The sequence below is a fragment of the Xanthobacter lutulentifluminis genome (assembly GCF_043194675.2).
Lineage (GTDB): Bacteria > Pseudomonadota > Alphaproteobacteria > Rhizobiales > Xanthobacteraceae > Xanthobacter.
In genome coordinates, this window is the sequence record NZ_CM195525.1 from 4,348,820 (window position 1) to 4,370,239 (window position 21,420).

Annotated in this window: 17 protein-coding genes; 10 read left to right on the forward strand and 7 right to left on the reverse strand. The window is 72.7% G+C overall.

Annotation, left to right across the window (positions count from 1 at the left end):
- Positions 1–155: 155 nt before the first annotated feature.
- Positions 156–686, forward strand: a complete 531-nt coding sequence (locus V5F49_RS20100) for an invasion associated locus B family protein (protein ID WP_394115048.1) — start codon at positions 156–158, stop codon at positions 684–686.
- Positions 687–1,101: 415 nt separating this feature from the next.
- Here V5F49_RS20100 and V5F49_RS20105 read toward each other — a convergent pair whose 3' ends face one another.
- The 6 genes from V5F49_RS20105 to V5F49_RS20130 all read right to left on the reverse strand — a co-directional run bounded on the left by V5F49_RS20105 (position 1,102) and on the right by V5F49_RS20130 (position 9,729).
- A complete protein-coding gene (locus V5F49_RS20105) occupies positions 1,102–2,976 on the reverse strand; it encodes an AsmA family protein (protein WP_394115049.1) in 1,875 nt (624 codons plus the stop codon).
- A gap of 172 nt (positions 2,977–3,148) precedes the next feature.
- On the reverse strand, positions 3,149–4,873 hold the full coding sequence (locus V5F49_RS20110) for an ABC transporter permease (RefSeq protein ID WP_394115050.1): 1,725 nt from the start codon (positions 4,871–4,873) through the stop codon (positions 3,149–3,151).
- 13 nt (positions 4,874–4,886) lie between these two features.
- The gene (locus tag V5F49_RS20115) at positions 4,887–5,945 is read right to left on the reverse strand and encodes an extracellular solute-binding protein (RefSeq protein ID WP_394115051.1); all 1,059 of its coding nucleotides are present in this window, start codon (positions 5,943–5,945) and stop codon (positions 4,887–4,889) included.
- Between the two features lie 398 nt (positions 5,946–6,343).
- Positions 6,344–6,826 (reverse strand): bacterioferritin, encoded by a 483-nt coding sequence (gene bfr, locus V5F49_RS20120; RefSeq protein WP_394115052.1) that lies wholly within the window; start codon positions 6,824–6,826, stop codon positions 6,344–6,346.
- A 142-nt stretch (positions 6,827–6,968) separates the two neighbouring features.
- Positions 6,969–7,205 carry a (2Fe-2S)-binding protein gene (locus V5F49_RS20125; protein WP_394115053.1) on the reverse strand — a complete coding sequence of 79 codons (237 nt, stop codon included), beginning with the start codon at positions 7,203–7,205 and terminating at the stop codon, positions 6,969–6,971.
- 187 nt (positions 7,206–7,392) lie between these two features.
- On the reverse strand, positions 7,393–9,729 hold the full coding sequence (locus tag V5F49_RS20130) for a PAS domain S-box protein (protein ID WP_394115054.1): 2,337 nt from the start codon (positions 9,727–9,729) through the stop codon (positions 7,393–7,395).
- 204 nt (positions 9,730–9,933) lie between these two features.
- On the opposite strand from V5F49_RS20130, the gene V5F49_RS20135 reads away from it, so the two are divergent.
- The 6 genes from V5F49_RS20135 (at position 9,934) to rfaE1 (ending at position 16,062) form a co-directional block, all read left to right on the forward strand.
- Positions 9,934–10,497, forward strand: coding sequence for a phasin family protein (locus V5F49_RS20135; protein WP_394115055.1), 564 nt, complete (start codon positions 9,934–9,936; stop codon positions 10,495–10,497).
- A gap of 219 nt (positions 10,498–10,716) precedes the next feature.
- Positions 10,717–11,190 carry a phasin gene (locus V5F49_RS20140; RefSeq protein WP_394115056.1) on the forward strand — a complete coding sequence of 158 codons (474 nt, stop codon included), beginning with the start codon at positions 10,717–10,719 and terminating at the stop codon, positions 11,188–11,190.
- 284 nt (positions 11,191–11,474) lie between these two features.
- Entirely contained in the window at positions 11,475–12,497 is a 1,023-nt protein-coding gene (gene waaF, locus V5F49_RS20145; RefSeq protein WP_394115057.1) for a lipopolysaccharide heptosyltransferase II, read from the forward strand.
- Positions 12,494–13,594: a lipopolysaccharide heptosyltransferase I gene (waaC, locus tag V5F49_RS20150; RefSeq protein ID WP_394115058.1), complete on the forward strand. Its 1,101-nt coding sequence runs from the start codon at positions 12,494–12,496 to the stop codon at positions 13,592–13,594. The genes waaF and waaC overlap by 4 nt, the downstream gene beginning before the upstream one ends.
- Positions 13,591–14,601, forward strand: coding sequence for an ADP-glyceromanno-heptose 6-epimerase (rfaD, locus tag V5F49_RS20155; protein ID WP_394115059.1), 1,011 nt, complete (start codon positions 13,591–13,593; stop codon positions 14,599–14,601). Before waaC ends, rfaD begins: the two co-directional genes overlap by 4 nt.
- Before the next feature lie 12 nt (positions 14,602–14,613).
- A complete protein-coding gene (gene rfaE1 / locus V5F49_RS20160) occupies positions 14,614–16,062 on the forward strand; it encodes a D-glycero-beta-D-manno-heptose-7-phosphate kinase (RefSeq protein WP_394115060.1) in 1,449 nt (482 codons plus the stop codon).
- 113 nt (positions 16,063–16,175) lie between these two features.
- Here the strand turns inward: rfaE1 and V5F49_RS20165 are convergent, their stop codons facing one another.
- The gene (locus V5F49_RS20165; protein ID WP_394115061.1) at positions 16,176–17,990 is read right to left on the reverse strand and encodes a solute carrier family 23 protein; all 1,815 of its coding nucleotides are present in this window, start codon (positions 17,988–17,990) and stop codon (positions 16,176–16,178) included.
- Positions 17,991–18,457: 467 nt separating this feature from the next.
- On the opposite strand from V5F49_RS20165, the gene cobU reads away from it, so the two are divergent.
- From cobU to V5F49_RS20180, 3 genes are all read left to right on the forward strand, one after another.
- Positions 18,458–18,991, forward strand: coding sequence for a bifunctional adenosylcobinamide kinase/adenosylcobinamide-phosphate guanylyltransferase (gene cobU / locus V5F49_RS20170; protein ID WP_394115062.1), 534 nt, complete (start codon positions 18,458–18,460; stop codon positions 18,989–18,991).
- Between the two features lie 104 nt (positions 18,992–19,095).
- Complete coding sequence (cobO, locus tag V5F49_RS20175; RefSeq protein ID WP_509210797.1) at positions 19,096–19,665, forward strand: cob(I)yrinic acid a,c-diamide adenosyltransferase; 570 nt, start codon at positions 19,096–19,098, stop codon at positions 19,663–19,665.
- A gap of 30 nt (positions 19,666–19,695) precedes the next feature.
- Complete coding sequence (locus tag V5F49_RS20180) at positions 19,696–21,144, forward strand: cobyric acid synthase (RefSeq protein ID WP_394115383.1); 1,449 nt, start codon at positions 19,696–19,698, stop codon at positions 21,142–21,144.
- Positions 21,145–21,420 lie beyond the last annotated feature (276 nt).

Here is a 21,420-nt window from a genome sequence, read left to right on the forward strand (position 1 = left end):
CACCCGGCGCGCGTGCTGACGCTGCGACCGCCGTGAAAGCCGTTGCCACCCGCCGCCTGCGTCGGATATGTCCCTGTGGCCTGCGGCGCGTGCCGCGCGCGGGCCGGCCCGGTGGCAGCCGCGGACGAGCGGGCGAATTGCAAAGGACGAAGCAGATGGCGCTTTCCGGTCTGGTCCCCTTCCGCAGCTCCGTGCTTTCCGGCCTGCTGCTCGCGGCGGCCTTCGTCGCGCCCGCTGCGGCGCAGACCGCCCCCGCGCCGGCCACCGAGACCGTCTCCACCCACGACGACTGGACCGTGCGCTGCAAGGGCGCGGGCGAGAAGCGCGAGTGCGAGGCGGTGCAGACGCTCCAGCCCAAGGACGGCAACGGCATCCTCGCCCATGTGGCGGTGCGGGCCGAGAAGAACGGGCCGGTGCGCCTCATCACGCTGGTGCCCCCCGGCGTGTGGCTGCCGGGCAATGTCACGCTGAAGGTGGCCGGCGTCGCCGACGTGGTGCTCACCTTCAAGCGCTGCGGCCAGTATTGCGTCGCCTCCACCGAGCTGAAGCCGGCGGAGATCACCGCCCTCAAGGCGAGCGCGGGCGTGGGCGATCTGGTGTTCGAGGACGGCTCGCGCCATCCCATCGTGCTGCCCTTGTCCTTCAAGGGCGTCGGCGCCGCCATGGAAGCCAGCCTGAAGAGCTGAGCGGCCACCCGGCGCGCGTCGCGCCGCTTCCCGGATACGTACCGCAGGACCCGAAGCGCCGGAGGCCCAGCCGCCGGCGCTTTTGCGTCTGAGGCTGGTGGCTGGTGGGCCGGGGCTCGTGTCAGGCGCTGCGGTGCCGGAGGCGGTCCGTCCTTGGCGAGAGACGGGCGGCGCACAGGTCAGGCTGGACGGGAAGCCACGGCGCGCGCGGCGGGGGCGGGATATCGCCCGGCCGGGATGCGGAGCGCCGGACGAGGCCGGCGGGCGCGGGCAGGGCGTCGCATCACCGCCGAATGACAAGATGGATCATCAGGCGCTGACATCCCACGCGAGGGTCGTGCCTGAAGCGATCCGCAAGGCATGTGCCGGGGCACTGCATTCCGGGATGCGGCTTCCGGGCCGGCCGGCCCCGCCCTCAGTTGGCGGGCGCGGGCCGGGGCGCGGCGGGCAGGGGGGCGCCGTCGAGGATGGGCTCGGCGGCAGCGCCGCCGGTGCGGCCCTTCACGGCCTCCAGCAGCGGCAAGGCGGCGCCGGACCGCTCGATCAGGCTGAGGGGATCGGCCATCACCACCGGCGCATCCCACGGCCCGTGCACGCTGAACGGCAGCTCCACGCCGCCGGTGCCCTTGCCGGAGGGCAGCAGGGCGGCCTTGCCGGAAAGGTCGATGGTGCGCTCGCCGATGGCGACGCTGCCGGCCATGTTGAGGCGCACCTGCCGGCCCTGCAGCTGCATCTCCTCCACCGTGCCGACACCGTCGACGATGGCGATGCGGCAGGCCATCTCGGCGAAGGCGGTGCGCCCGCCGCGGCTGTCGGTGACGGCGGAAAGCGGCCGGCGCTCCACGCGCTGGAGCACCTGCGCCACGTCGAAGCCGGCGAGGTAGCCGTTGGCGGCGGAAAGCGAGATGCTGCCCGCCACGTTGCGGGCGATGTCGAGCACGCTGTGGCCGGCGCCCGCCACATCCACCTGCAGGCTGCCCACGCCCTCGATGCGGCGCATGCCGGCGATTTCCTCGAGCGTGCGGGCGAGGTCCACGTCGGTGGCCTCCGCCTCGAACCGCACCTCGGCGCCGGGCGCGTCGTCGGGCAGGGCGTCGGGCTCGGGCGCGGCGGGGGCGAGGGAGAGCGAGGCGCGCAGCGCGCCGCCCCAGCCCTTGGCCTCGCCGAGCGCGATCACCAGCCGGCCAGCGCTGAGCACGGCGCTGGCGGCGACGGTGGACAGGGTGGTCTCGTCGGCGATCACCCGGCCGGCGGACAGCCGCAGGTCGAGATCGAGCGCGGAAAGCCACGACAGATCGATACGGCGCCGGTCCCAGGCGCGGCCGTCGTCGGTGGTCAGGCGCAGGGCGCCGTAAGGGGTGAGGTTCAGCCGGTCGGCCGCGAACGTGCCCTGCAGCACCGGGCGCCCCTGCGCCACCTGCAACAGGAAGGCGCCGTCGCCGCGATTGCCGTCCAGCTCCACGGCCGCCTCGGTGAGCGAGACCGCGCCATTGTCCAGCGACAGGCGGGAGGCGAGGGCGAACGGGCCGAAGCCGCCGGCGGTCGGCAGCTCAAGCCCGGCCCAGGTGATGAGATCGCGCAGTGATTCGCCCTCGGCGGAAACGGTGCCCTCCATCACCGGGGCGTCGCCCAGCGCGGCGCGGCCCTGGAACCGGGCGCGGGCGGCGGTGGTGGAGACCATGAGGCGGGTCGGCGTGGGCGTGCCGCTCATGAGGGCGGCCGCGTCGTCCACGAGGGCGGTGGCGGCAACGCGGTCCTCGCGCCAGTCGAAGGCGACGGCGATGGCGACGCCACGCCCGTCGTTCACCCGGTCGAGGCTGGCGGTAAGGCCGCTGACCAGCTCGCGCGTGAGCCCGCCGGCGGTACGCCAGACGATGGTCCCGTCGACGATTCGCAGCTCCGGCCGGTCCGCCGCCGCCAGCACCGGCGCCACCGCGAGGGCGGGGGCGATGCCGTCGCCGGCCAGCACGAGCGTGGGATGCTCGACGATCACGTCGTCCACCTCCACCTTGCCGGCGAGCAGCGACCAGATGTCGAGCCGCGTCACCACGTTCTCGGCATCGAGCGACTGGCCGGCGGGCAGCGGGAAGGAGACCTTGCCGAGCACCACGCGGGGGGACGGGAACAGGCGCAGCGACGGCTCGCCGAGAATCGCGACCCTCTGGCCGGTGGAGCCGGACAGCGCCTGCACCGCGGTGCGGCGCAATTCGGCGCTCGGCACCACCAGCGGCAGCACCACCACCACGGTGAGCGAGATGATCGCCAGAACGCCCACGGCGATCGCGACCACCGCGCCGGCCCGGCGGGTATGTTCCCCAAAGCGCAACATCAAGGTCCAGACGGTTCCGATGGAGACAGGGCGCGGGACAAGGCGCGCGGCGCCCTCGGCCTCTTCGACAAGCGGCCGGCACCTTCCGCGCCGTCTGTGTCGCTTTGATGGCTGGCGTCCCCGCGGAGGCCCCTCAGGCAGAGCGGGCCGAGCTTGAGCCCCGCGCCGGGGCGCCCGAGCCGCGCAATGCGGCCGAGGACATGCGCGCCAGCAGGATCACCGGGCCGAGGCCGACCAGCAGAATCACCAGCGCCGCGAGGGCGCCGTCCTCGTAGGTGCCGCGCGCCGCCTCGCCATAGACGTGGGTCGCCAGCGTCTCGAGGCCGAGCGGACGCAGCAGCAGGGTGGCGGGCAGCTCCTTCATGGCATCCACGAACACCAGCAGCGCCGCGGTGGCGAGCGCCGGGCGCAGCAACGGCAGGTGGATCTGCCGCACGGTGCGCGGCTCGGTGGCGCCGAGGCTGCGGGCGGCCATGTCGAGATGGGGCGAGAGCTTGGCGTAGCCTGCCTCGATGCCGCCGATGGGGATGGCGAGGAAACGGATGGCCAGCGCCGCCACCAGCGCCGCGCCCGAGCCGGAGATGAGGAGGCCGGTGGAGAGGCCGAACGTCTGCCGCGCGGCCGCATCCAGCATGTTGTCGAGCCCGGCGAGCGGGCTCAGCAGGCCCACCGCCAGCACCGTGCCGGGCACCGCATAGCCGAGGCTCGCCACCCGGGCGAGGCCGGAGGCGATGCGCGCCCGCGTCAGGCGCTGGGCCAGCGTCACCACGAGGCCGAGGGAGAGCGCGACGAGGGTCGCGGCGAGGGCGATGGCGGCGGTGGTGGCCGCCTCGCCGCCGATGCGCACGGGCACGCCGGTCTCCGCGACCCGGCGGGCGGCGGAGACCGACAGGTGCACGAACGGAACGAGGAAGCCGGCGGTGACGGGAATGGCGCAGAACACGGCGGCGCCGTAGCCGCGCAGGCCGGTGAGCCGCACCGGCGCCTGCGGCCGCGCCGAGCCGGGCGCCACGAACCGCCGCGAGCGCCGCGCCGCCCGCTCCACCACGATCAGCGCCAGCACCAGCGCCAGCATGACCAGCGCGATCTGCGCCGCGCCCGGCAGGTTGGAGCGGTTCACCCAGGTGGAATAGATCGACACGGTGAGGGTGCGCACGCCGAGGAACTCGGAGGCGCCGATGTCGCCCAGCGTCTCCAGCAGCACCAGCGTCAGGCCGGCGACGATGGCCGGGCGGGCCAGCGGCAGGCCCACCCGCAGGAAGGCGCTGAAGCGGCTGGCGCCGAGCGTGCGTGCCACCTCCAGCGCGGCTGCGGACTGCAGCACGAAGCTCGCCCGCGCCGAGAGATAGACATACGGGTAGAGCACCGCGGAGAGCACCAGGATGCAGCCGCCGGTGGAGCGGATGTCCGGCAGCCGGAAGTCGCGCGGGCTGGCGATGCCGAGCACCGCCCTGAGCGCCTCCTGGATCGGGCCGAGCGGGTGCAGCACGTCGAGATAGGAGAAGGCGACGATATAGCCCGGCACCGCCAGCGGCAGCAGCAGCGCCCATTCCAGCACGCCGCGCCCGGGAAAGCTGCAGGTGGCCACCAGCCAGGCGCAGGGCACCGCGAACAGGAGGGTGAGGACGCCCACCCCGAGCAGCAGCAGCGCCGTCTGGGCCAGCGCGTCGGGCAGGACGGTCGCGACCAGATGGGGCCACATGTCGCCCGAGCCGCGCGCGGCGATCCCCGCCAGCGCGATCAGCGGCAGCAGCACGAACAGCGCCACCAGCGCCGCTGCCGCGAGCAAAGCGGACGGTCGCGCCGGCAGGCTCAGGCCGGCGCGGCGCTGCCCGGTGGCGACGGCCACATCTGCCATGGGGAACGCCCCGTCAGTTGTCGAAGCCGACCTTGTCGATCAGCTCGCTGGCGCGCTTGCGGTTGCGGGCGATCTCCACCAGCGGGATCGGGTCCACCTTCAGCGGGCCGAGCCCGGCGATGACGGGATCGACGTCGGCCGCGGCGAGCACCGGATATTCCATGTTCTTCTGGGCGTAGACCGCCTGCATGGCGGGAGAGACGGCGAATTCCATGAACTTGATGGCGGCGTCCTTGTGCGGCGCGTTCTTCGCCACCGCCGCGCCGGAGACGTTCACATGGGTGCCGCCGCCCTCGAAGGTGGGCAGCAGCACGCCGATGCCGTCGCCCCACTTCTTCTGGTCCGGCCCGCCCTGGCCCGAGCGCATCAGGCCCACATAGTAGGAATTGCCCACCGCCAGGTCGCAGATGCCGCCGAGGATGTCGCGGGCGCCCTCGCGGTCGCCGCCGGCGGCCTTGCGGGCGAGGTTGGCCTTCAGGCCGAGCAGCCAGGCCTCGGTCTTCGCCTCGCCGTGGTGGACGATATAGGCCGCCACCAGCCCCACATTGTAGGGATGCTGGCCCGAGCGGATGCAGATCTTGCCCTTCCAGCGCGGGTCGGCCAGCTCCTCGTAGGTGATGGCGGGGACCTTCACCACGTCCTTGGCGGTGTAGACGAGGCGCGCGCGCAGGGAGAGTGCATACCAGTTGCCGTCCGGGTCGCGCAGGTTGGCGGGAACGGCGGCAGTGAGGGCGGGGGTGCTCACGGGCTGGGTGACGCCGGCGTCCACCACGTCCAGCAGGTTGCCCACGTCCACGGTCATCAGCAGGTCGGCCGGGGAGCTCGCGCCCTCCGCCTTCACCCGCTCGGCGAGGCCGTCCTTGATGAAGACGCTCTTCACCTCGATGCCGGTGGCCTTGGTGAAGGCCTCGAACAAGGGCGCGGCGAGGCCGGGCTCGCGGGTGGTGTAGATGTTCACCACCTGCTGCGCCGTGGCGCTGCCGAGGCCGAGCAGCAGCGCGCCGCCGGCGAGGAGGCCGCGCAGGAGGGGGCGGCGGCCGAGGATGCCGTGCGGGACGCGATACGGGCTCATGGGGACCCCTCCGGGCTGCGGCTGCCGGCGCGGCATTGGAATGCCGCATCGGGCCGGACAAACAACTTCGAGATGTTCGCTAACCCGTCGCTTTGCTTAGGGTCAATCAAGAAGAAAGTGAGATGCCAAACATTGGAAACTGTCTAACTCTTCTTTCAAAACATTCTAATTCCAATGCGCAGGATGGCCGGGGAGGCGCCCTCCCGAAACCGAAAGCGCCGATGGCGATCCCAGCGTGTCGCCGCTGGCGGGCGGCGTCGCCGGCGCTGCCGTGTGAACCGGGCTGCCGGGCGGGCGCAACGCCCGCGACGGGGATCAGCCGCGGCGCGGCGGCCCAAAAGCAAAAAGGCCCGGCGGGGGCCGGGCCTTTTCGATCACACGCGGGTCGCGGGTGCGACTCAGTCCTCGTCGAGCTCGCCGATGTGGTGCTGCGCGTAAAGCTGCAGGCCGAGCTTGGAGACGAGATCGAGCTGGGTCTCGAGGAAGTCGATGTGGCCTTCCTCGTCCGCCATCAGCTCCTCGAACAGGTCGCGGCTCGGGAAGTCCTTCACCGAGTGGCAGTAGGCGGCGGCCTCCTGGTAGAGGGCTCGGGCGTCGAGCTCGGCGGCGAGGTCGGCGTCGAGGATTTCCTTCACGTCCTGGCCGATCCGCAGCGGATCAAGCACCTGCATGTTCGGGAAGCCGTCGAGGAAGAGGATGCGGTCGGTGAACTTGTCCGCGTGCACCATCTCCTCGATGGACTCGGCGCGCCACTTCTTGGCCAGGGCCTTGTAGCCCCAGTTGTCCAGCATGCGGTAATGCAGCCAGTACTGGTTGATGGCGGTCAGCTCCGAACGCAGCCCCCGGTTGAGGTATTCAATGACCTTCGGGTCGCCCTTCATGCTCAGCTCCTGGTGCCTGATGGCATCTTGCCTGTGGCAGCTTGATTGGATTCAGCCTTAGACCAATTCTAATTTACCGGCAACCGCGGCGTGTCGCCACCCGGAATATTCCGTAGCGGAATTGCGGTTCAGCCTGGGAAGATCACTCCGCGGCGACCATGCCCACCAGGGCGGCCGCCGGGCATTCCTCGGCACAGGCGCCGCAATCGTGGCCCTGCGCCTTGTTCATGAGGGAGCGGATGGTGCGGGCGCACCGGCCGCACTGGGGAGAGCAGCCGAGACAGCGGTAAACCTCGCTCGGCGAACGCACGCCCTGCGCTCCGGCAAGGGCGTCCAGAACCTGCTGTTCCGAAAAAACATTGCATGAACAAATGATCATGGCCTAATCCGGCGGCAAGTTGGAATTCTTCTAAAAACTTGTTTCTGCTATATTTTTCGCAGCAGACAGGGGTCCGCGTCAACTCCGTAGAATTGCGAGATGGTGTTTTGCGCCTGCGTCCGAAAGTCATCGGCGCATAGACTGGAGTAATTCCAGTCTGAACACTGCGCCGGGGTCTGACTGTGCGTCAGGCCGGCAGGTGCAGCAGCACCGTCATGCCGCGTGCGCTGTCGGGCCGGGCGGTGAGCGCGCCGCCCAGCAGCGTCGCCTCCCGCGCCAGCCGGGCGAGGCGCAGCGGCCGACCGGCGGTGTCGAAGCGGCCCGGCTCGGGCATCTGCGCCGCCGGATCGAGCGCGGCGGCGAGGGTCACCTCATCCAGCGCCGCACCGCCGTCGCTCACCTTGAGGCAGGCGCCGTTCTCGTCGGATGCGAGGCTCACGGCGATGCTGCCGCCCGCCGGGGTGGCGTCCAGCGCCTCCTCCAGCAGCAGGCGGACGAGGCGGGCGAGCCGCGGCGCGTCCGCGCGGACGGAGAGCGCGGCGGGCGTGTCGCGCCGCAGGGCGACCCGGCGCCGGCGCGCGGCGAGGGCGAGGCCATCGGCCGCCGCCGTCACGACCGCGGCCAGATCGCACGGCGCGGTGGGCGCGGGCGGGGCGTCCTCGGCAAGGCCGGACAGGTCGTCGAGGGTCGCCGCCACGGCCGCGCGCGCCGCCTGCGCCTCGGGCACCGGGCAATCATCGGCGGCAAGGCGGGCCAGCGGCCCGGCAAGCGCCGCATTGAGGCGGCGGGCGAGGAAGGGCAGGCGGTCCGGCGCCGATTCGGGCGCGACATCCGGGCCGACCACGACGCACAACAGCTGGCCCTCGGCCCCCGCGCGCATCACGCCCGCGCGGCCCGGGCAGAGGCCGCCATCGCGATGGCGCAGGGCGAGCCGCAGCTCGCGGGGCGGCTCGTCCGCGCACGCGGCGTCGAGCGCGGCCACGGCGGCGGCACGGTATTCGGGGGCGATGGCGGTGGTGAAGGGCTCGCCGGCGAGATCGGCCGCGGCAAAGCCGACGCGTTCCGCCGCTGCGGCATTGGCGAGCCGGATCGCGCCCTCGCGCTCCACCAGGAACACCGGCCAGGGCACCATGTCGATGGCCTCGCGCCGCGCCGCCGCCCGATCCTGCCGGGTCTGGGCCTCCGCCTGCGGGCGGATGACGTGCAGCAGCGCCGGCCGGCCGAGGAAGGGCGCGGCGACGAGGCGGACCTCCACCGGGCGCCGCGCGCCGTCGGCGGAGGCGAGCAGAAGGTCGGCGCCCTCGCGCACCAGCATGGCATCGAGCCCGCCGGCGGCCTCGGCTTCGGCCAGATCCGCCCGGCCGGTCCAGTCCAGCAGCGTGCGGTTGATGAAGCTGGCGTGCCCGTCCTGCAGCACCAGCAGGCCGAGGGGCAGGCGGTCGAGCAGCTCGAAATCCCGGCCGGCCTCGGGCGCCTCGCCGGCCTCGGCGGGCCCGGTATCGGGGCGCGCGGCATCGGGGAGCGGGGGCGCGGCCGCCAAGGTCTCGTCCGGCTCCCCCGCGTCCGGCCCCCCCTCGTCCGGTTCCTCTGCGTCCGGTTCCGGCTCGGGCGGAATGCCCTTCGGCCAGTCCTCGATGGCGGCTGCGAGCGTGCGGGCGATCTCGCGAAACGCGGAGCGCTCCTGCGGGGAAAGCGTGCCGGCGCGCAGCGGCACCACATTCTCGCCGAGGCCGGCGGTGGCGCGCGGCGCCGGGCGAGGAGGCGGCGTCGGCTCGGGGCGGGCGATGGGGGCCGGGGCATCGGCGACGGCCGCGCTCAGGATGCCGAAGCCGCGCGTGCCCTGGCGGTGGCGGGCGCCGTCGAACACCGGCACGCCGCCGAGGCTGAGGTCGAGCGCCGCCTCGTCGGGGCGGCTCGCGGCGATACGGGCCTTCATTTCGCTGAAGCTGCCACCCGCCAGCGCGGCGTCCAGCGCCTCGCCGCCGGACATGAGCCCGTCGGCCGCGATCTCGGCGAAGCTGCGGCCGAGCATGCGCGCCGCCCGCGCGCCGAGGGCGTCGGCGAACAGCGGCGATAACGTGAGGATGCGCCCTGCGGCATCGGTCTCGAAGGTGATGCGCGCCGGCTGGGCCAGCAGCGGCCGCAGCGCGAGGGGCACCGGCGGGGCGGTGGGGGCGGTGCCTGCATCGGTCGCGAAGGCGGCGGGATCGGCGAACAGCACGGCGAGGCCGCCGGGCAGCGCCAGCGGCGCGTAGCGGAACAGGCGCGGCGTCAGCAGGCCGGGCAGGCGCAGCCGCGCATAGCCGAAACGGGCGCAGGACAGGGCGCGCAGCCGGCGCGCGTCCTCGGCGATGCGGGCAGGGGCGGGGGCGCCGGCGCGGATGCCCAGCGCGGCGCAGGCGGCGGTCGCCTCGATCACCCGTCCGCCCGGCAGCGCGACCAGAAAGGAGGGCAGATCCGGCCGCTGCAGCGGCGACAGGGCCTGCTCCGCGCCCAGAAGCGAACGTGCGCCGGTCTGCGTCATGATCTGCCGTCGGTCCCTTCCGCCGTCCGGAAGGCCCGGGACTCGCGCGGCGGTGCGCTGTCTATAGTGATGCCCATTGATTAACGACGGTGCAATCCGCGTGGATTTTCGGCATTCATATTGGCGAAGCGCGGTGCGCCCATACTAAGATCGTGTCGGGTGGGTGTTGGCGCCGCCCGAAGAACACCCGGAGGAGTGACGGCCATGACGACGAAATTCGGTCCGGACCTGGAGCTGCCCGCGGAGATGCGGGCCATCGCGGAAAAGAACGTGGCGCAGGCCCGGCAGGCGTTCGAGACGCTGTTCCACAACGCGCGCGAGACCGTCGGCGACACCGAGGGCCACATGGAGGAAGTGCGGTCCGGCATGAAGGACCTGCGCCAGAAGGTCATCGGCGTCATGGAGGCCAATGTCGAGGCCAGCTTCGACTTCCTGCACAGGCTGGTGGCGGCCAAGAGCCCGCAGGAGATGGTAAGCCTGCAGGCCGAATTCCTGAGCAACCAGATGAAGTCCGTCGCCGAGCAGGCGAAGACCTTCGGCGCCGATGCCAAGGCGCTCGGCGAGAGCACCGCCCGCAGCCTCGACGAGCACGCCCGCACGCTCGCCGACCGGCTGAAGACGCTGGCCGCCGCCGCGGCCCAGAGCGCCCAGACCGCTGCGCAGGACTTCAAGTCCGTCAGCGAGACCGCGGCGCGCGATGCCAAGACCACGGCCGAGCACGCCGCCGCGAACGTGACCGCGGCGACCGATCCGAACCAGTCGCACTGACGTCCGGCGCAGGCGAATACCTCAAGCCAAGCTTGTGCAGCGCAGAATTTCATTTTGCGCTGCACGCATTTATCGGATATAACCCTGCAAGTCGGGGTTTCACAGCTGCCAATGCTTCAGCCGGAGCGGTCGGCGCAGGTCTTGCGCCTGTGTCGTCTCGGGCGGAGCAGCATTGTGCCTCGGCGCACGGACCGGCCTGCCCGTTTCACCGAGGATGACATGAACGACACCTTCATCAAGGCCTACCAGGACCAGATCGAAGCCGCCAAGAAGGCCTTCTCGGCCAATGGTGTCCCCGGCGTGGAAGTGCCGCCGGCCGTCCGCGAGATCGCCGAGAAGGGTCTCGCCACCTGCCGCGAGAACTACGCCAAGTTCAAGGATGCCGCCACGCAGGTGAATTCTGCGCTGGAAGACACCTATACCACTGCCAGCAAGGGTGTTGCCGAGTACAACGCCAAGGTGCTCGAGGCGCTGCAGTCCAACGTCAACTCGGCCTTCGACTATTTCAACGCCCTGCTCGCCGCCAAGACGGTGACCGAGGCGGTGGACCTGTCGGCCGGCCATGCGCGCAAGCAGGTCGAGACCCTCTCCACCCAGGTGAAGGACCTCTCCGCGCTGGCGCAGAAGGTGGCGGCGGACTCCTCCGAGCCCCTGAAAACCTCGGTCGAGAAAACCGTCCGTCCCGCCGCCTGAGGTCGGACCGTCCGGGAGGCCTCGGCCTCCCGTCACCGGCTGCGAGGACCGCGCAGCCGGCTTTCGCCTGAGGACAATGCCGCAGTCGTGATGGGCGCGCCCGCAAGGGGCGTGAACGCATTGCAGCGGTCGGCGGCGATGGTGCTCCGTTCCGCGCGGCCCTTTCGCCGCGGGTGCTCCGTTCCGCGCGCCGCTCCCGACGCGGCCCCGCCCTGCGGCGATGGCGCTTGACGCGGCGCCCCCGCCTTGCAATGACGCGGGCGTTTCACCCCGCGAGCTTTCGCATGCGTGCCCTTGGTTCCGTTTCGCCCCTGCTGCTCGTCGGCCCCTCCTGGGTCGGCGACATGGTCATGGCGGCGAGCCTCGTGGAAGTGCTGCGCCTGCGGGAGCCCGGCCGCCCCATCGATGTGCTGGCCCCGCCCGCCGCGCTGCCCGTGGCGCGGATGATCCCCGGCATCCGCCGCACCATTCCCCTGGGCCTCGGCCATGGCGAGCTCGGCCTCCTGGCGCGCTGGCGCGCCGGCCGCGCGCTGCGCGACGAGGGTTACGGCAAGGCCATCATCCTGCCGCGCGCCTTCAAGGCCGCCATCGTGCCGCTGGCTGCCGGCATTCCCGAGCGCGTGGGCTATCGCGCCGAGATGCGCGGCCCGCTGCTCACCGACGCCCGGCCGGACCCCGACCGCAAGACCGCCAAGACCATCGAGCGCTTCGTCGCTCTGGGCCTGCCGGCCGGCTCCATCACCCGGCCGCCGCGCCCGCGCCTGATCCTGCCTGATGGCGCGCGCGACGTGGCGGCGGCCAAGTTCCCGCTCGCGGGCGAGGGGCCGGTGATGGTGCTGTGCCCCGGCGCCGAATACGGCCCCGCGAAGCGCTGGCCGGCGGAGAAGTTCGCCGCCCTCGCCGGGCTGGCGGCGGCGGCGGGCTATCGCATCCGCGTGCTGGGCTCGCCCAAGGATGCAGAGAGCGCGGCAGCCATCGAGGCCTCCGCCGGGGTGCCGGTGGACAATCTCGTCGGCCGCACCTCGCTGATCGAGGCCTCCGCCATCCTCGCCGGGGCGGACGTGGTGATCTCCAACGATTCCGGCCTGATGCACATCGCCGGCGCGTTCGACCGGCAGCTCGTGGTGCTCTACGGCGCCTCCTCCGAGAAGATGACGCCGCCCGCCTCGCCGTTCGCGCGGGTGATGGCGCTCGATCTGCCGTGCCGGCCCTGCCACAAGCGGGAATGCCCGCTCGGAACCCTCGCGTGCCTGGAAGGCATCGCCGCCGGGGACGTGCTCGCCGCCGCCGAGCAACTGCGCAAATGAAGGTGCTGCTGGTGAAGCTGTCCTCGCTGGGCGACGTGGTCCACACGTTCCCGGCGCTGACGGATGCCGCCGCCGCCATCCCCGGGCTCGAGCTGGACTGGGTGGTGGAGGAGGCTTTCGCCCCCATCGCGCGGCTGCATCCGGCGGTGCGGCGCGTCATCCCCGTGCCGCTGCGGCGGATGCTGCGCAAGCCGCTCGCCGCCGCCCGCGCCGGGGAGTTCGCCCGCCTGCGGACCGCGCTGCGCGAGACCCGCTACGACCGTATCATCGACGCCCAGGGCCTGATGAAGAGCGCCGCCGTCGCCCGCCTCGCCAGCGGCGAGCGCCACGGCTTCGACCGCGCCAGCGCGCGCGAGGGCATTGCCGCGCTCACTTACGCCCGCCGCCACCACGTGCCCGAGGTGGAGCACATGGCGGAACGCATCCGCACCCTGTTCGCCCGCGCGCTCGGCTATTCCACCGCCGGACGCCCGGCCTCCAGCGGCCTTGAGCCGGCGCGGGGGGAGGGGGCGCCCTATCTCGTCTTCCTCCACGGCACCACCTGGCCCACCAAGACCTGGACCCGCGCCGGCTGGCGCGATCTGGCCGCCCTGGCCGGCGCGGCCGGGCTGGAGGTGCGCCTGTTCGCCCATGGGGCGGAGGAGGAGGCGCGCGCGGCCGCGATCGCCGAGGGACTGCCGCAGGTGCGCCTCCTGCCGCCGCAGACGCTTGAGACGCTGGCGCCGGTCATCGCCGGCGCGGCGGGGGTGGTGGGGGCGGATACCGGCCTCGTCCATCTGGCCGCCGCCTATGGCGTGGCCACGGTGGGGCTCTACGGTCCCACGAACCCGCGCCTCACCGGCCTGTTCGGCCCCCGCGTCAGGGAGCTGAAGGCGGCCGACCTTGCCGCGCGCCTGCCCTGCGCCCCCTGCGAGAAGGCCCGCTGCCGCATCGCGCCGGAGACGGCGGAGGGCCCGCCCTGCCTCGCCGCCATTTCCGCCGCCGAGGCGTGGGCTGCGCTGGCGGCGCTGGGCGGCGCCTTGGGCGGCATCATGGACAAGGAGCGCGCGGGCGTGGCACACCCTGCGCCCGACGAACCGATGGGAAGCCCCACATGACGCGCACCCCGGCCCTGAGCCGCGACCTCCTGCTCGTGACCGGAGGCGCCGGCTTCATCGGCTCCAACATCGCCCGCGCCGCCGCCGAGGACGGGTACCGGGTGGTGGTGGCCGACTGGCTGGAGGACGGCCCCAAGTGGCGCAACATCGCCGACATCGTGCTGCATGACGTGATCCGGCCCGAGACCATCACCGCCTTCGTGGAGAAGGAGGGCGGACGGCTCGCCGCGGTGGTCCACATGGGCGCCATCTCCGCGACCACCGAGCGGGACGCGGACAAGATCGTCGCCCGCAACATCCGCGCCACGCTGGACCTGTGGGACCTGTGCGCGCGCAAGGCGCTGGGCTTCGTCTATGCCTCCTCCGCCGCCACTTATGGCGACGGGACCAACGGCTTCACCGATTCCGAGGCGGCCTCCGACCTCGCCGCGCTGGCGCCGCTCAATCCGTACGGCTGGTCCAAGCTGTTCGTGGACCGGCGGGTGATGGCGGACGTGGCCGAGAACCGCCCGCGCCCGCCGCAGTTCGCCGGCCTGCGCTTCTTCAACGTGTACGGCCCGGGCGAGGCCCACAAGGGCGACATGCGCTCGGTGGTGCACAAGATCTACCCCTCGGCCGAGGCGGGGGAGAGCGTGACGCTCTTCAAGTCGCATGACCCGCGCTACACCGACGGCGGCCAGCTGCGCGACTTCGTCTATGTGCAGGACTGCGTGGAGGTGGTGCGCTGGCTGCTGGAGAGCCCGGACGTGTCCGGCATCTTCAACGTGGGCACCGGCGAGGCGCGCTCGTTCGCCGATCTCGCCACGGCGGTGTTCACCGCCCTCGGCACCGCGCCGCAGATCGACTACGTGGACATGCCGGAGAGCCTGCGCAAGGCGTACCAGTATTTCACGCAGGCCGACGTCTCCAAGCTGCGCGCGGCCGGCTACACCCGCCCCTTCACCTCGCTGGAGGACGGGGTCTCGGCCTATGTGAACGGCCATTTGAAGCCGCGCAACGCGGCGTGAGGATCAGGCATCATGGTGGGTGAAGGCGCGGCTGGGCCCGCGGGTCCCATCGCCGTCATCGGCGACGTGATGGTGGACCGCTACATCGTCGGTTCCGTCAACCGCATCTCGCCGGAGGCGCCGGTGCCGGTGCTGGTGCACGGCGCCGAGCGCATCGTGCCCGGCGGCGCGGCCAACGTAGCGGCCAATGCGGCGGCCCTCGGCGCGCCGGTGCTGCTGGTGGGCCTCGTGGGCGCGGACGCGGAAGCCGGCCAACTGGCCGACGCGCTCGCCGCGCATCCCGGCATCGACCTCTCCGGCCTCGTGGCCGACACCGCCCGCCCCACCATCACCAAGACCCGGGTGATGAGCGGCCGCCAGCAGATCGTGCGCATCGACGCCGAGGTGCTCAGCCCCCCCGCCGAGGAGACGGTGGCGCGCCTGGTTGCGGCCGTCGAGGCGGCGGTGGCGAGGAGCGCGGTGGTGGTGCTGTCGGACTATGCCAAGGGCGTGCTCTGCGACCGGGTGATCGCGGCGGCCATCGCCGCGGCGCGCGCGGCCGGGGTGCCGGTGATCGTCGATCCCAAGCGCCGCACCTTCGAGGCCTATGCGGGCGCGAGCCTCGTCACCCCCAACCGGCTGGAGCTGGCCGCCGCCACCGGCCTGCCCGACGGCACCGACGCGGAGGCGGCCGCGGCGGCTGCGGCGGCGGGCGCGCAGTTCGGCGGCGACGTGCTGGTGACGCGGGCCGAGAAGGGCATGACCCTGTGGCGCCGCGACGGGCGGGTGCTGCATGTGCCGGCACAGGCGCGGGAGGTGTTCGACGTCTCCGGCGCCGGCGACACGGCGCTGGCGGCGCTCGCGGTCTCGCTCGCCTCCGGCCACACGCTGGAGACCAGCGTCTATTTCGCCAATGCCGCCGCCGCCGTGGCGGTGGGCAAGATCGGCACCGCCGTGGTGACCCGCGCGGAGCTGAACGCGGCGCTGGACGCCAGCGTGCCCGAGGGGGCCGAGCCCGGCGCGCTGGTGGACACCCCCCGCGCCGCCGCGATCATCGCCGGCTGGCAGGCGGCCGGCGCGCGGGTGGTCTTCACCAACGGCTGCTTCGATCTGGTGCACCCCGGCCACGTCTCCCTGCTGGAGGCGGCGGCGCGGGAGGGCGACCGGCTGGTGGTGGCGCTCAACACCGATGCCTCGGTCCGCCGGCTGAAGGGCCAGACCCGCCCGGTGCAGGACGAGGCCGCCCGCGCCCGCGTCATCGGCGCCCTGCGCTGCGTGGATCTGGTGGTGCTGTTCGAGGAGGACACCCCGCTTGAGCTCATCACCGCGCTCGGCCCCGACGTGCTGGTGAAGGGCGCGGATTACCGCGAGGACCAGGTGGTGGGCGGCGAAGTGGTGAAGGCGCGCGGCGGGCGCGTGGCGCTGGTGCCGCTGGTGGCCGGCCGCTCCACCTCGGCGCTGGTGGCCAAGGCGAAAGGGTAGGGCGCCGGATTGGTGCCGCACATAAAGAAATTGGACAATATGGTTAATTTTCCGGTAGTTGCACCAATCTCCTGAAGTATTGATTCAAAACATGAAGTGGCATTCCGTCACCGTCAGTGGTCGAACCGCAGGGTGATGTGCGAGCGGCCGGCGGCTTCAGCGAAGGTGACGCGATCACCCATGCGGGCGAGCAGGAAGGCGGCGAAGCGGCTCTTTTCCGCCTCGCTGGCGAGGATTGCATCGGCCGCCGGCGCTTGCTGCGGCACGGCCGGCAGGGCGCCGGCATAGTCCAGCATCACGAACAGGCGCGCCTCGTCGAACCGCGCTTCCAGCCGCACCGGCCCCTGCGCCAGGGCGCTCTCTTCCATCAGCTCCACCGCCCAGGCCACCGCCGTCACGGCTGAGGCGATGGCGTCGCGCTGGGCGCCCCAGATGTCGCCCTGCTTCTCGAGGAAGGTGCGAATCTCCTCGTAAGAGTCTGTTCCCGGATGAATTTCCCGGCTGGCGGTGCGGGTGATCCCGATCCTGAAGATGAGGTTGAGCAGGATCGCCACCGTCACCGACAGATTCAGTGGCGATGAAAACACCGGTTCCGCCCACACAGGCGCCATCTGCTGCAACGGCACCGCGATCACCCACAGGCCGGTGATGACCGAGACCCCCACCGTGAACAGCCGCCGCTCGTTCATGCGCCGGCTGGCGATGAGCGCCATGCCGTTCACGATCATGAAGGTAGCCATGTAGAGCAGGATGGCCCCGGTCACCGGCGCCGGCACCAGGGTGAACAGCATCATCAGCTTGGGGAAGAAGGCCACGGCGGCGGTCACCGCCCCGGCCAGCAGGCCGATGCGCCGGGCGGTGGCGCCGGTGGAGAAGGCGAGGCCCACCGCCGAGCGCGACACATTCAGCGGCACCGCCGCCATCACGCTCGCCACCACGTTGGCGATGCCGAAGCCCAGCACCGCGCGCTCGCTGGCGGGCATGTGCGGGCGCGACCAGTCCGCATCCTCCACCTTCTCCAGCGAGATGGTGGCGCTCATGATGTCGAGCAGGCTGGTGACCACGAGCAGGCCGATGAGCGGCGCCAGCGCCGAGGTGACGGACAGCGCTGGCAGGTCGAGCGCCGGCAGGTCGAAGGCCGGCAGCTGCACCAGCGGCTGTCCGGCGGTGGCGGCGGCGATGTCGGTGGTGTCGAAGCCCATGGCGCGGGCCAGCAGCCAGCCGAGGCCGACGCCCACCGAGATGGCATAGAGCTTCAGGTGCCGCCCGGCGAACACGGCGACGCCGATCATGCTGCCGAGGGTGGCGGCGGCGATGCCGAAATGGGCCAGCGCCACCTGCCCGCCGTTGCCGTCGAAGCCGAGCGAGCGGTGCGCCCCGGCCTGCGCCAGCGACACGCCGAGCATGAGCATGGCGACGCCGCACACCTCGGTGGGCAGGATCACCCGCAGCTGGCGCATCATGCGCGCGGCGATGCCCTGCCCGAGGCCGGTGAGGAACGTCGCCGCCCCCAGAAGCGCGATGCCGCCGGACTGGAGCGCCAGCACCGCCAGCGGCATAGCCGCCGGGGCGGGAATCGCAACCAGCAGGTAGCCGCTGCCGAACCGCGAGCGCATGCACTGGAGCATGGTTGCGAGCCCCATGGCGAGCACGCTGCCGGTCATCAGCACCCGCGTGTCGTGCTCGCCAAGGCCGGCGGCGGCGGCGATCACGAGGGGGTAGACGAGGAAGGTGAGGCTGAGCAGCGCGTGCTGGGAGACGAGCGCGAACAGGTCGGCGCGGGGCACGCTGTCGTCCCGGCCGTACAGCAGGGTGGGGGAGCGGCGGCGGGGCGGCGGCACCGGAACGAGGCCGGCGCCGAGCAAAGCGGCAAGCCGCTCCAGCCGGGTGGGCGCGGATCGGCCGGGCGCAGCGGGGCTTTCGGGCACGGCGTGTCTCCCTGGCCTGAACGGCGGCGCGGGGCTTGGCCGCCCCGTCTCACCCGAATTTCTGCCACGGCACGGCCCCGCGCGGGAAGAGGCGCGAGGGGCCGTGCCGCAGGATGCGCCAATGGACGCGCCACAGGACGCGCCAAGGGACGCGCAACTCGATGCGCCACCGCGATGCGGGCCTTTCGCGCCACGGGCCCCGGTGTGGATGGGGCAATGGCGGCCGCCGGTCCGGGTTGCCATCGCGCCGCCTGCGGGTAGTGTCCGGCCGAGGCTGGTGCCGCGCCCGCGCCGGACCCGCGGGGTGACGGAGCGTCGGGCATGCGCGATCCGGCAGGGCACGGCGATCCGCGGCAGAGCGGGGAGGTGGAGAGGTGCTCGTGATGCGTTTCCCGCCCCCGGTGTCGCCGCGGGCGTCCGGCACCCGGCGTTCCGGCCGGTGCCGCGCCAGCCGGAGGGACTGAGCGGTGACGGCGGAGACTTCGGGTGGTCTGGTGCTGGTGCTGGGCGGGGCGCGTTCCGGCAAGAGCCGGTTCGCGGAAGGCGAGATCGCGCGCCGGCCGGGGCCGTGGGCCTATATCGCCACCGCCGAGCTGCGCGATGCCGAGATGGAAGCGCGCATCGCCCTCCACCGGGCGCGCCGCGGCGCCGGCTGGCAGACCCACGAGGCGCCGCTCGACCTCGCCGGCTGCCTCGCGGCCCTGCCGCCGGACCAGCCGGTGCTGGTGGATTGCCTCACCCTGTGGCTCACCAACCATCTCCTCGCCGAGCACGACCTCGACGCCGAGGCGGGCCGGCTGGAGGCGGCGCTCATCGCCCGTCCCGGCCTCAGCGTGTGCGTGGCCAACGAGGTGGGCTTCGGCATCGTGCCCGACAATGCGCTGGCCCGCCGCTTCCGCGATGCCGCCGGCCTGCTCAACCAGCGGCTGGCCCGCGCCGCGCGCCGGGTGGTGCTGGTGGTGGCCGGCCTGCCCATGACAGTGAAGGAGGAGACGCCGTGAGCGAGCCACCCGCCCCCGAGCCATCCGCGCCCGAGCCCCCCGCCCCCGAGCCCCCTGCGCCCTTGCCCGTGGACGAGGCCGAGGCCGCCCGCCACCGCGCCAAGATGGAGAAGCGCAAGGCGGTGCAGGACCGCGAGGTGGCGGAAAAGACCCTCGAGAAGGGGCTGCTGATGGTCCACACCGGCCCCGGCAAGGGCAAGAGCACGGCCGCTTTCGGGCTCGCGCTGCGCATGCTGGGGCGCGGCGGCCGGGTGGGCGTGGTGCAGTTCATCAAGGGGGCGTGGCAGACCGGGGAGCAGCAGGCGTTCGCCGCCTTCGGCGAGCGCGTGGTGTGGCACTCCATGGGCGAGGGCTTCACCTGGGAGACGCAGGACCTCGCCCGCGACCGCGCCGCCGCCGCCCGCGCCTTCGCCCGTGCCCGCGAGCTGATGGCCGACCCATCCATCGACCTCCTCGTGCTGGACGAACTGAACATCGCCCTGCGCTACGATTATCTCGACCTCGCCGAGGTGGTGGCGGCGCTCGCCGCGCGCCGGCCCGGCCTGCATGTGGTGGTGACCGGCCGCAACGCGCGCCCGGAGATGATCGCCGCGGCCGATCTCGTGACCGAGATGGGGCTCGTGAAGCATCATTTCGCGGCGGGCGTGAAGGCCCAGCCGGGCGTCGAGTTCTGACCCATGGCGCGAACTCTGGCGCGGGCGCTGATGTTCCAGGGCACGGGCTCGGACGTGGGCAAGTCGCTCCTCGTGGCTGGCCTGGCGCGTGCCTTTACCCTGCGCGGGCTGAAGGTGCGGCCGTTCAAGCCGCAGAACATGTCCAACAATGCGGCGGTCACCGCCGACGGCGGCGAGATCGGCCGGGCGCAGGCGCTGCAGGCGCGCGCCGCGCGGGTGCCGGCGAGCGTGCACATGAACCCCGTGCTGCTGAAGCCGCAGGGCGAGACCGGCGCGCAGGTGGTGGTGCAGGGCCGCGTCCACGCCACCGCCCGCGCTGCCGCCTACCAGGGGCTGAAGCCCTCCCTGATGCCCTACGTGCTCGACAGCTTCGGCCGGCTGAAGGAAGAGGCGGACCTCGTGCTGGTGGAAGGCGCGGGCAGCGCCTCGGAGATCAACCTTCGGGCCGGGGACATCGCCAACATGGGCTTCGCCCGCGCCGCCGGCGTGCCAGTGGTGCTGATCGGCGACATCGACCGGGGCGGGGTGATCGCCAGCCTCGTCGGCACCAGGGCGGTGGTGGACCCGGACGACGCGGCCCTCATCCGCGGCTTTGTGGTGAACCGCTTCCGCGGCGACCCCGCCCTGTTCGCCGCCGGCATGGACATCATCGCGGAGCGCACCGGCTGGGCGGCGCTCGGGCTCGTGCCGCACTTTCCCGCCGCCGCGCGCCTGCCGGCGGAAGATGCGCTGGCGCTTTCGACGCCGCCCGCGGCAAAGCCCGGCGCGCGGCTGCGCATCTGCGTGCCCATCCTGCCCCACGTCTCCAACTTCGATGATCTCGACCCGCTGGATGCCGAGCCGTCCGTCGAGGTGCGCCGCATCCGCCCGCACGAGACGTTGCCGGCGGACACGGACCTCGTGCTGCTGCTCGGCTCGAAATCCACCATCGCCGACCTCGCTGCCCTCAAGGCCGAGGGGCTCCACCACGACATCCTCGCCTTCGCCCGGCGCGGCGGGCGGGTGAGCGGCCTGTGCGGCGGCTACCAGATGCTGGGCGAGACCATCGCCGATCCGGAGGGCGTGGAAGGAGAGGCGCGCATCGCCCGCGGCCTCGGCCTCCTGAAGGTGCACACGGTGCTCTCCGGCGAGAAGCGGCTGGAGGAGGTGAATGGCACCGCCGGCGGCGTGCCGTTCTCCGGCTACGAGATGCACATGGGCGTCACCGCCGGGGAGGACACCGGCCGGCCGTTCGCCCATCTCGCCGATGGGCGGCCGGAGGGCGCCGTCTCGCCGGACGGGCGGATCACCGGCACCTACGTCCACGGGCTGTTCGCCTCCGACGCGCTGCGCGGCGCGCTGATCGCCACGCTGGCCGGGGGCGAGGCGGCGGCGGCCGGGATCGCCTATGAGGCCGGCGTGGAGGCCACCCTCGACGCCCTCGCCGCCCACCTCGCCGCGCACCTGGACCTCGACCGGCTGCTGGCGCTGGCGGAGTAGGGGCATCGGGACGGGCGGGCGGAACGCGCCGCGGGTCTGAGGCGCGCGCCAGCGATCCGAGCGAGGTGGAAAGGACGTGTTCGGCAAGGAGCGCGCTGCCCAAGAGCGGCGGGCGAGCCGTCGCCGGCGGGGGGAGCCGTGCGCTCGCGGAGGAAGGTCGCAGCAGGAACTTGGCGGGAGGAACGTGGCAGCTGGAACGTGGCGGGAGGAACGGCGCGGAGGGCGCCGTATCCTTCGGCCGCGCCGCGCGCACGTCTCGATTCCGAGCGGCACCCC

Coding starts and splice junctions, on each gene's coding strand:
- V5F49_RS20100 (WP_394115048.1), top strand. CDS start 156: ATGGCGCTTTCCGGTCTGGTCCCCTTCCGCAGCTCCGTGCTTTCCGGC.
- V5F49_RS20110 (WP_394115050.1), bottom strand. CDS start 4,873: ATGGCAGATGTGGCCGTCGCCACCGGGCAGCGCCGCGCCGGCCTGAGC.
- V5F49_RS20115 (WP_394115051.1), bottom strand. CDS start 5,945: ATGAGCCCGTATCGCGTCCCGCACGGCATCCTCGGCCGCCGCCCCCTC.
- bfr (WP_394115052.1), bottom strand. CDS start 6,826: ATGAAGGGCGACCCGAAGGTCATTGAATACCTCAACCGGGGGCTGCGT.
- V5F49_RS20125 (WP_394115053.1), bottom strand. CDS start 7,205: ATGATCATTTGTTCATGCAATGTTTTTTCGGAACAGCAGGTTCTGGAC.
- V5F49_RS20130 (WP_394115054.1), bottom strand. CDS start 9,729: ATGACGCAGACCGGCGCACGTTCGCTTCTGGGCGCGGAGCAGGCCCTG.
- V5F49_RS20135 (WP_394115055.1), top strand. CDS start 9,934: ATGACGACGAAATTCGGTCCGGACCTGGAGCTGCCCGCGGAGATGCGG.
- V5F49_RS20140 (WP_394115056.1), top strand. CDS start 10,717: ATGAACGACACCTTCATCAAGGCCTACCAGGACCAGATCGAAGCCGCC.
- waaF (WP_394115057.1), top strand. CDS start 11,475: ATGCGTGCCCTTGGTTCCGTTTCGCCCCTGCTGCTCGTCGGCCCCTCC.
- waaC (WP_394115058.1), top strand. CDS start 12,494: ATGAAGGTGCTGCTGGTGAAGCTGTCCTCGCTGGGCGACGTGGTCCAC.
- rfaD (WP_394115059.1), top strand. CDS start 13,591: ATGACGCGCACCCCGGCCCTGAGCCGCGACCTCCTGCTCGTGACCGGA.
- rfaE1 (WP_394115060.1), top strand. CDS start 14,614: ATGGTGGGTGAAGGCGCGGCTGGGCCCGCGGGTCCCATCGCCGTCATC.
- cobO (WP_509210797.1), top strand. CDS start 19,096: ATGGAGAAGCGCAAGGCGGTGCAGGACCGCGAGGTGGCGGAAAAGACC.
- V5F49_RS20180 (WP_394115383.1), top strand. CDS start 19,696: ATGTTCCAGGGCACGGGCTCGGACGTGGGCAAGTCGCTCCTCGTGGCT.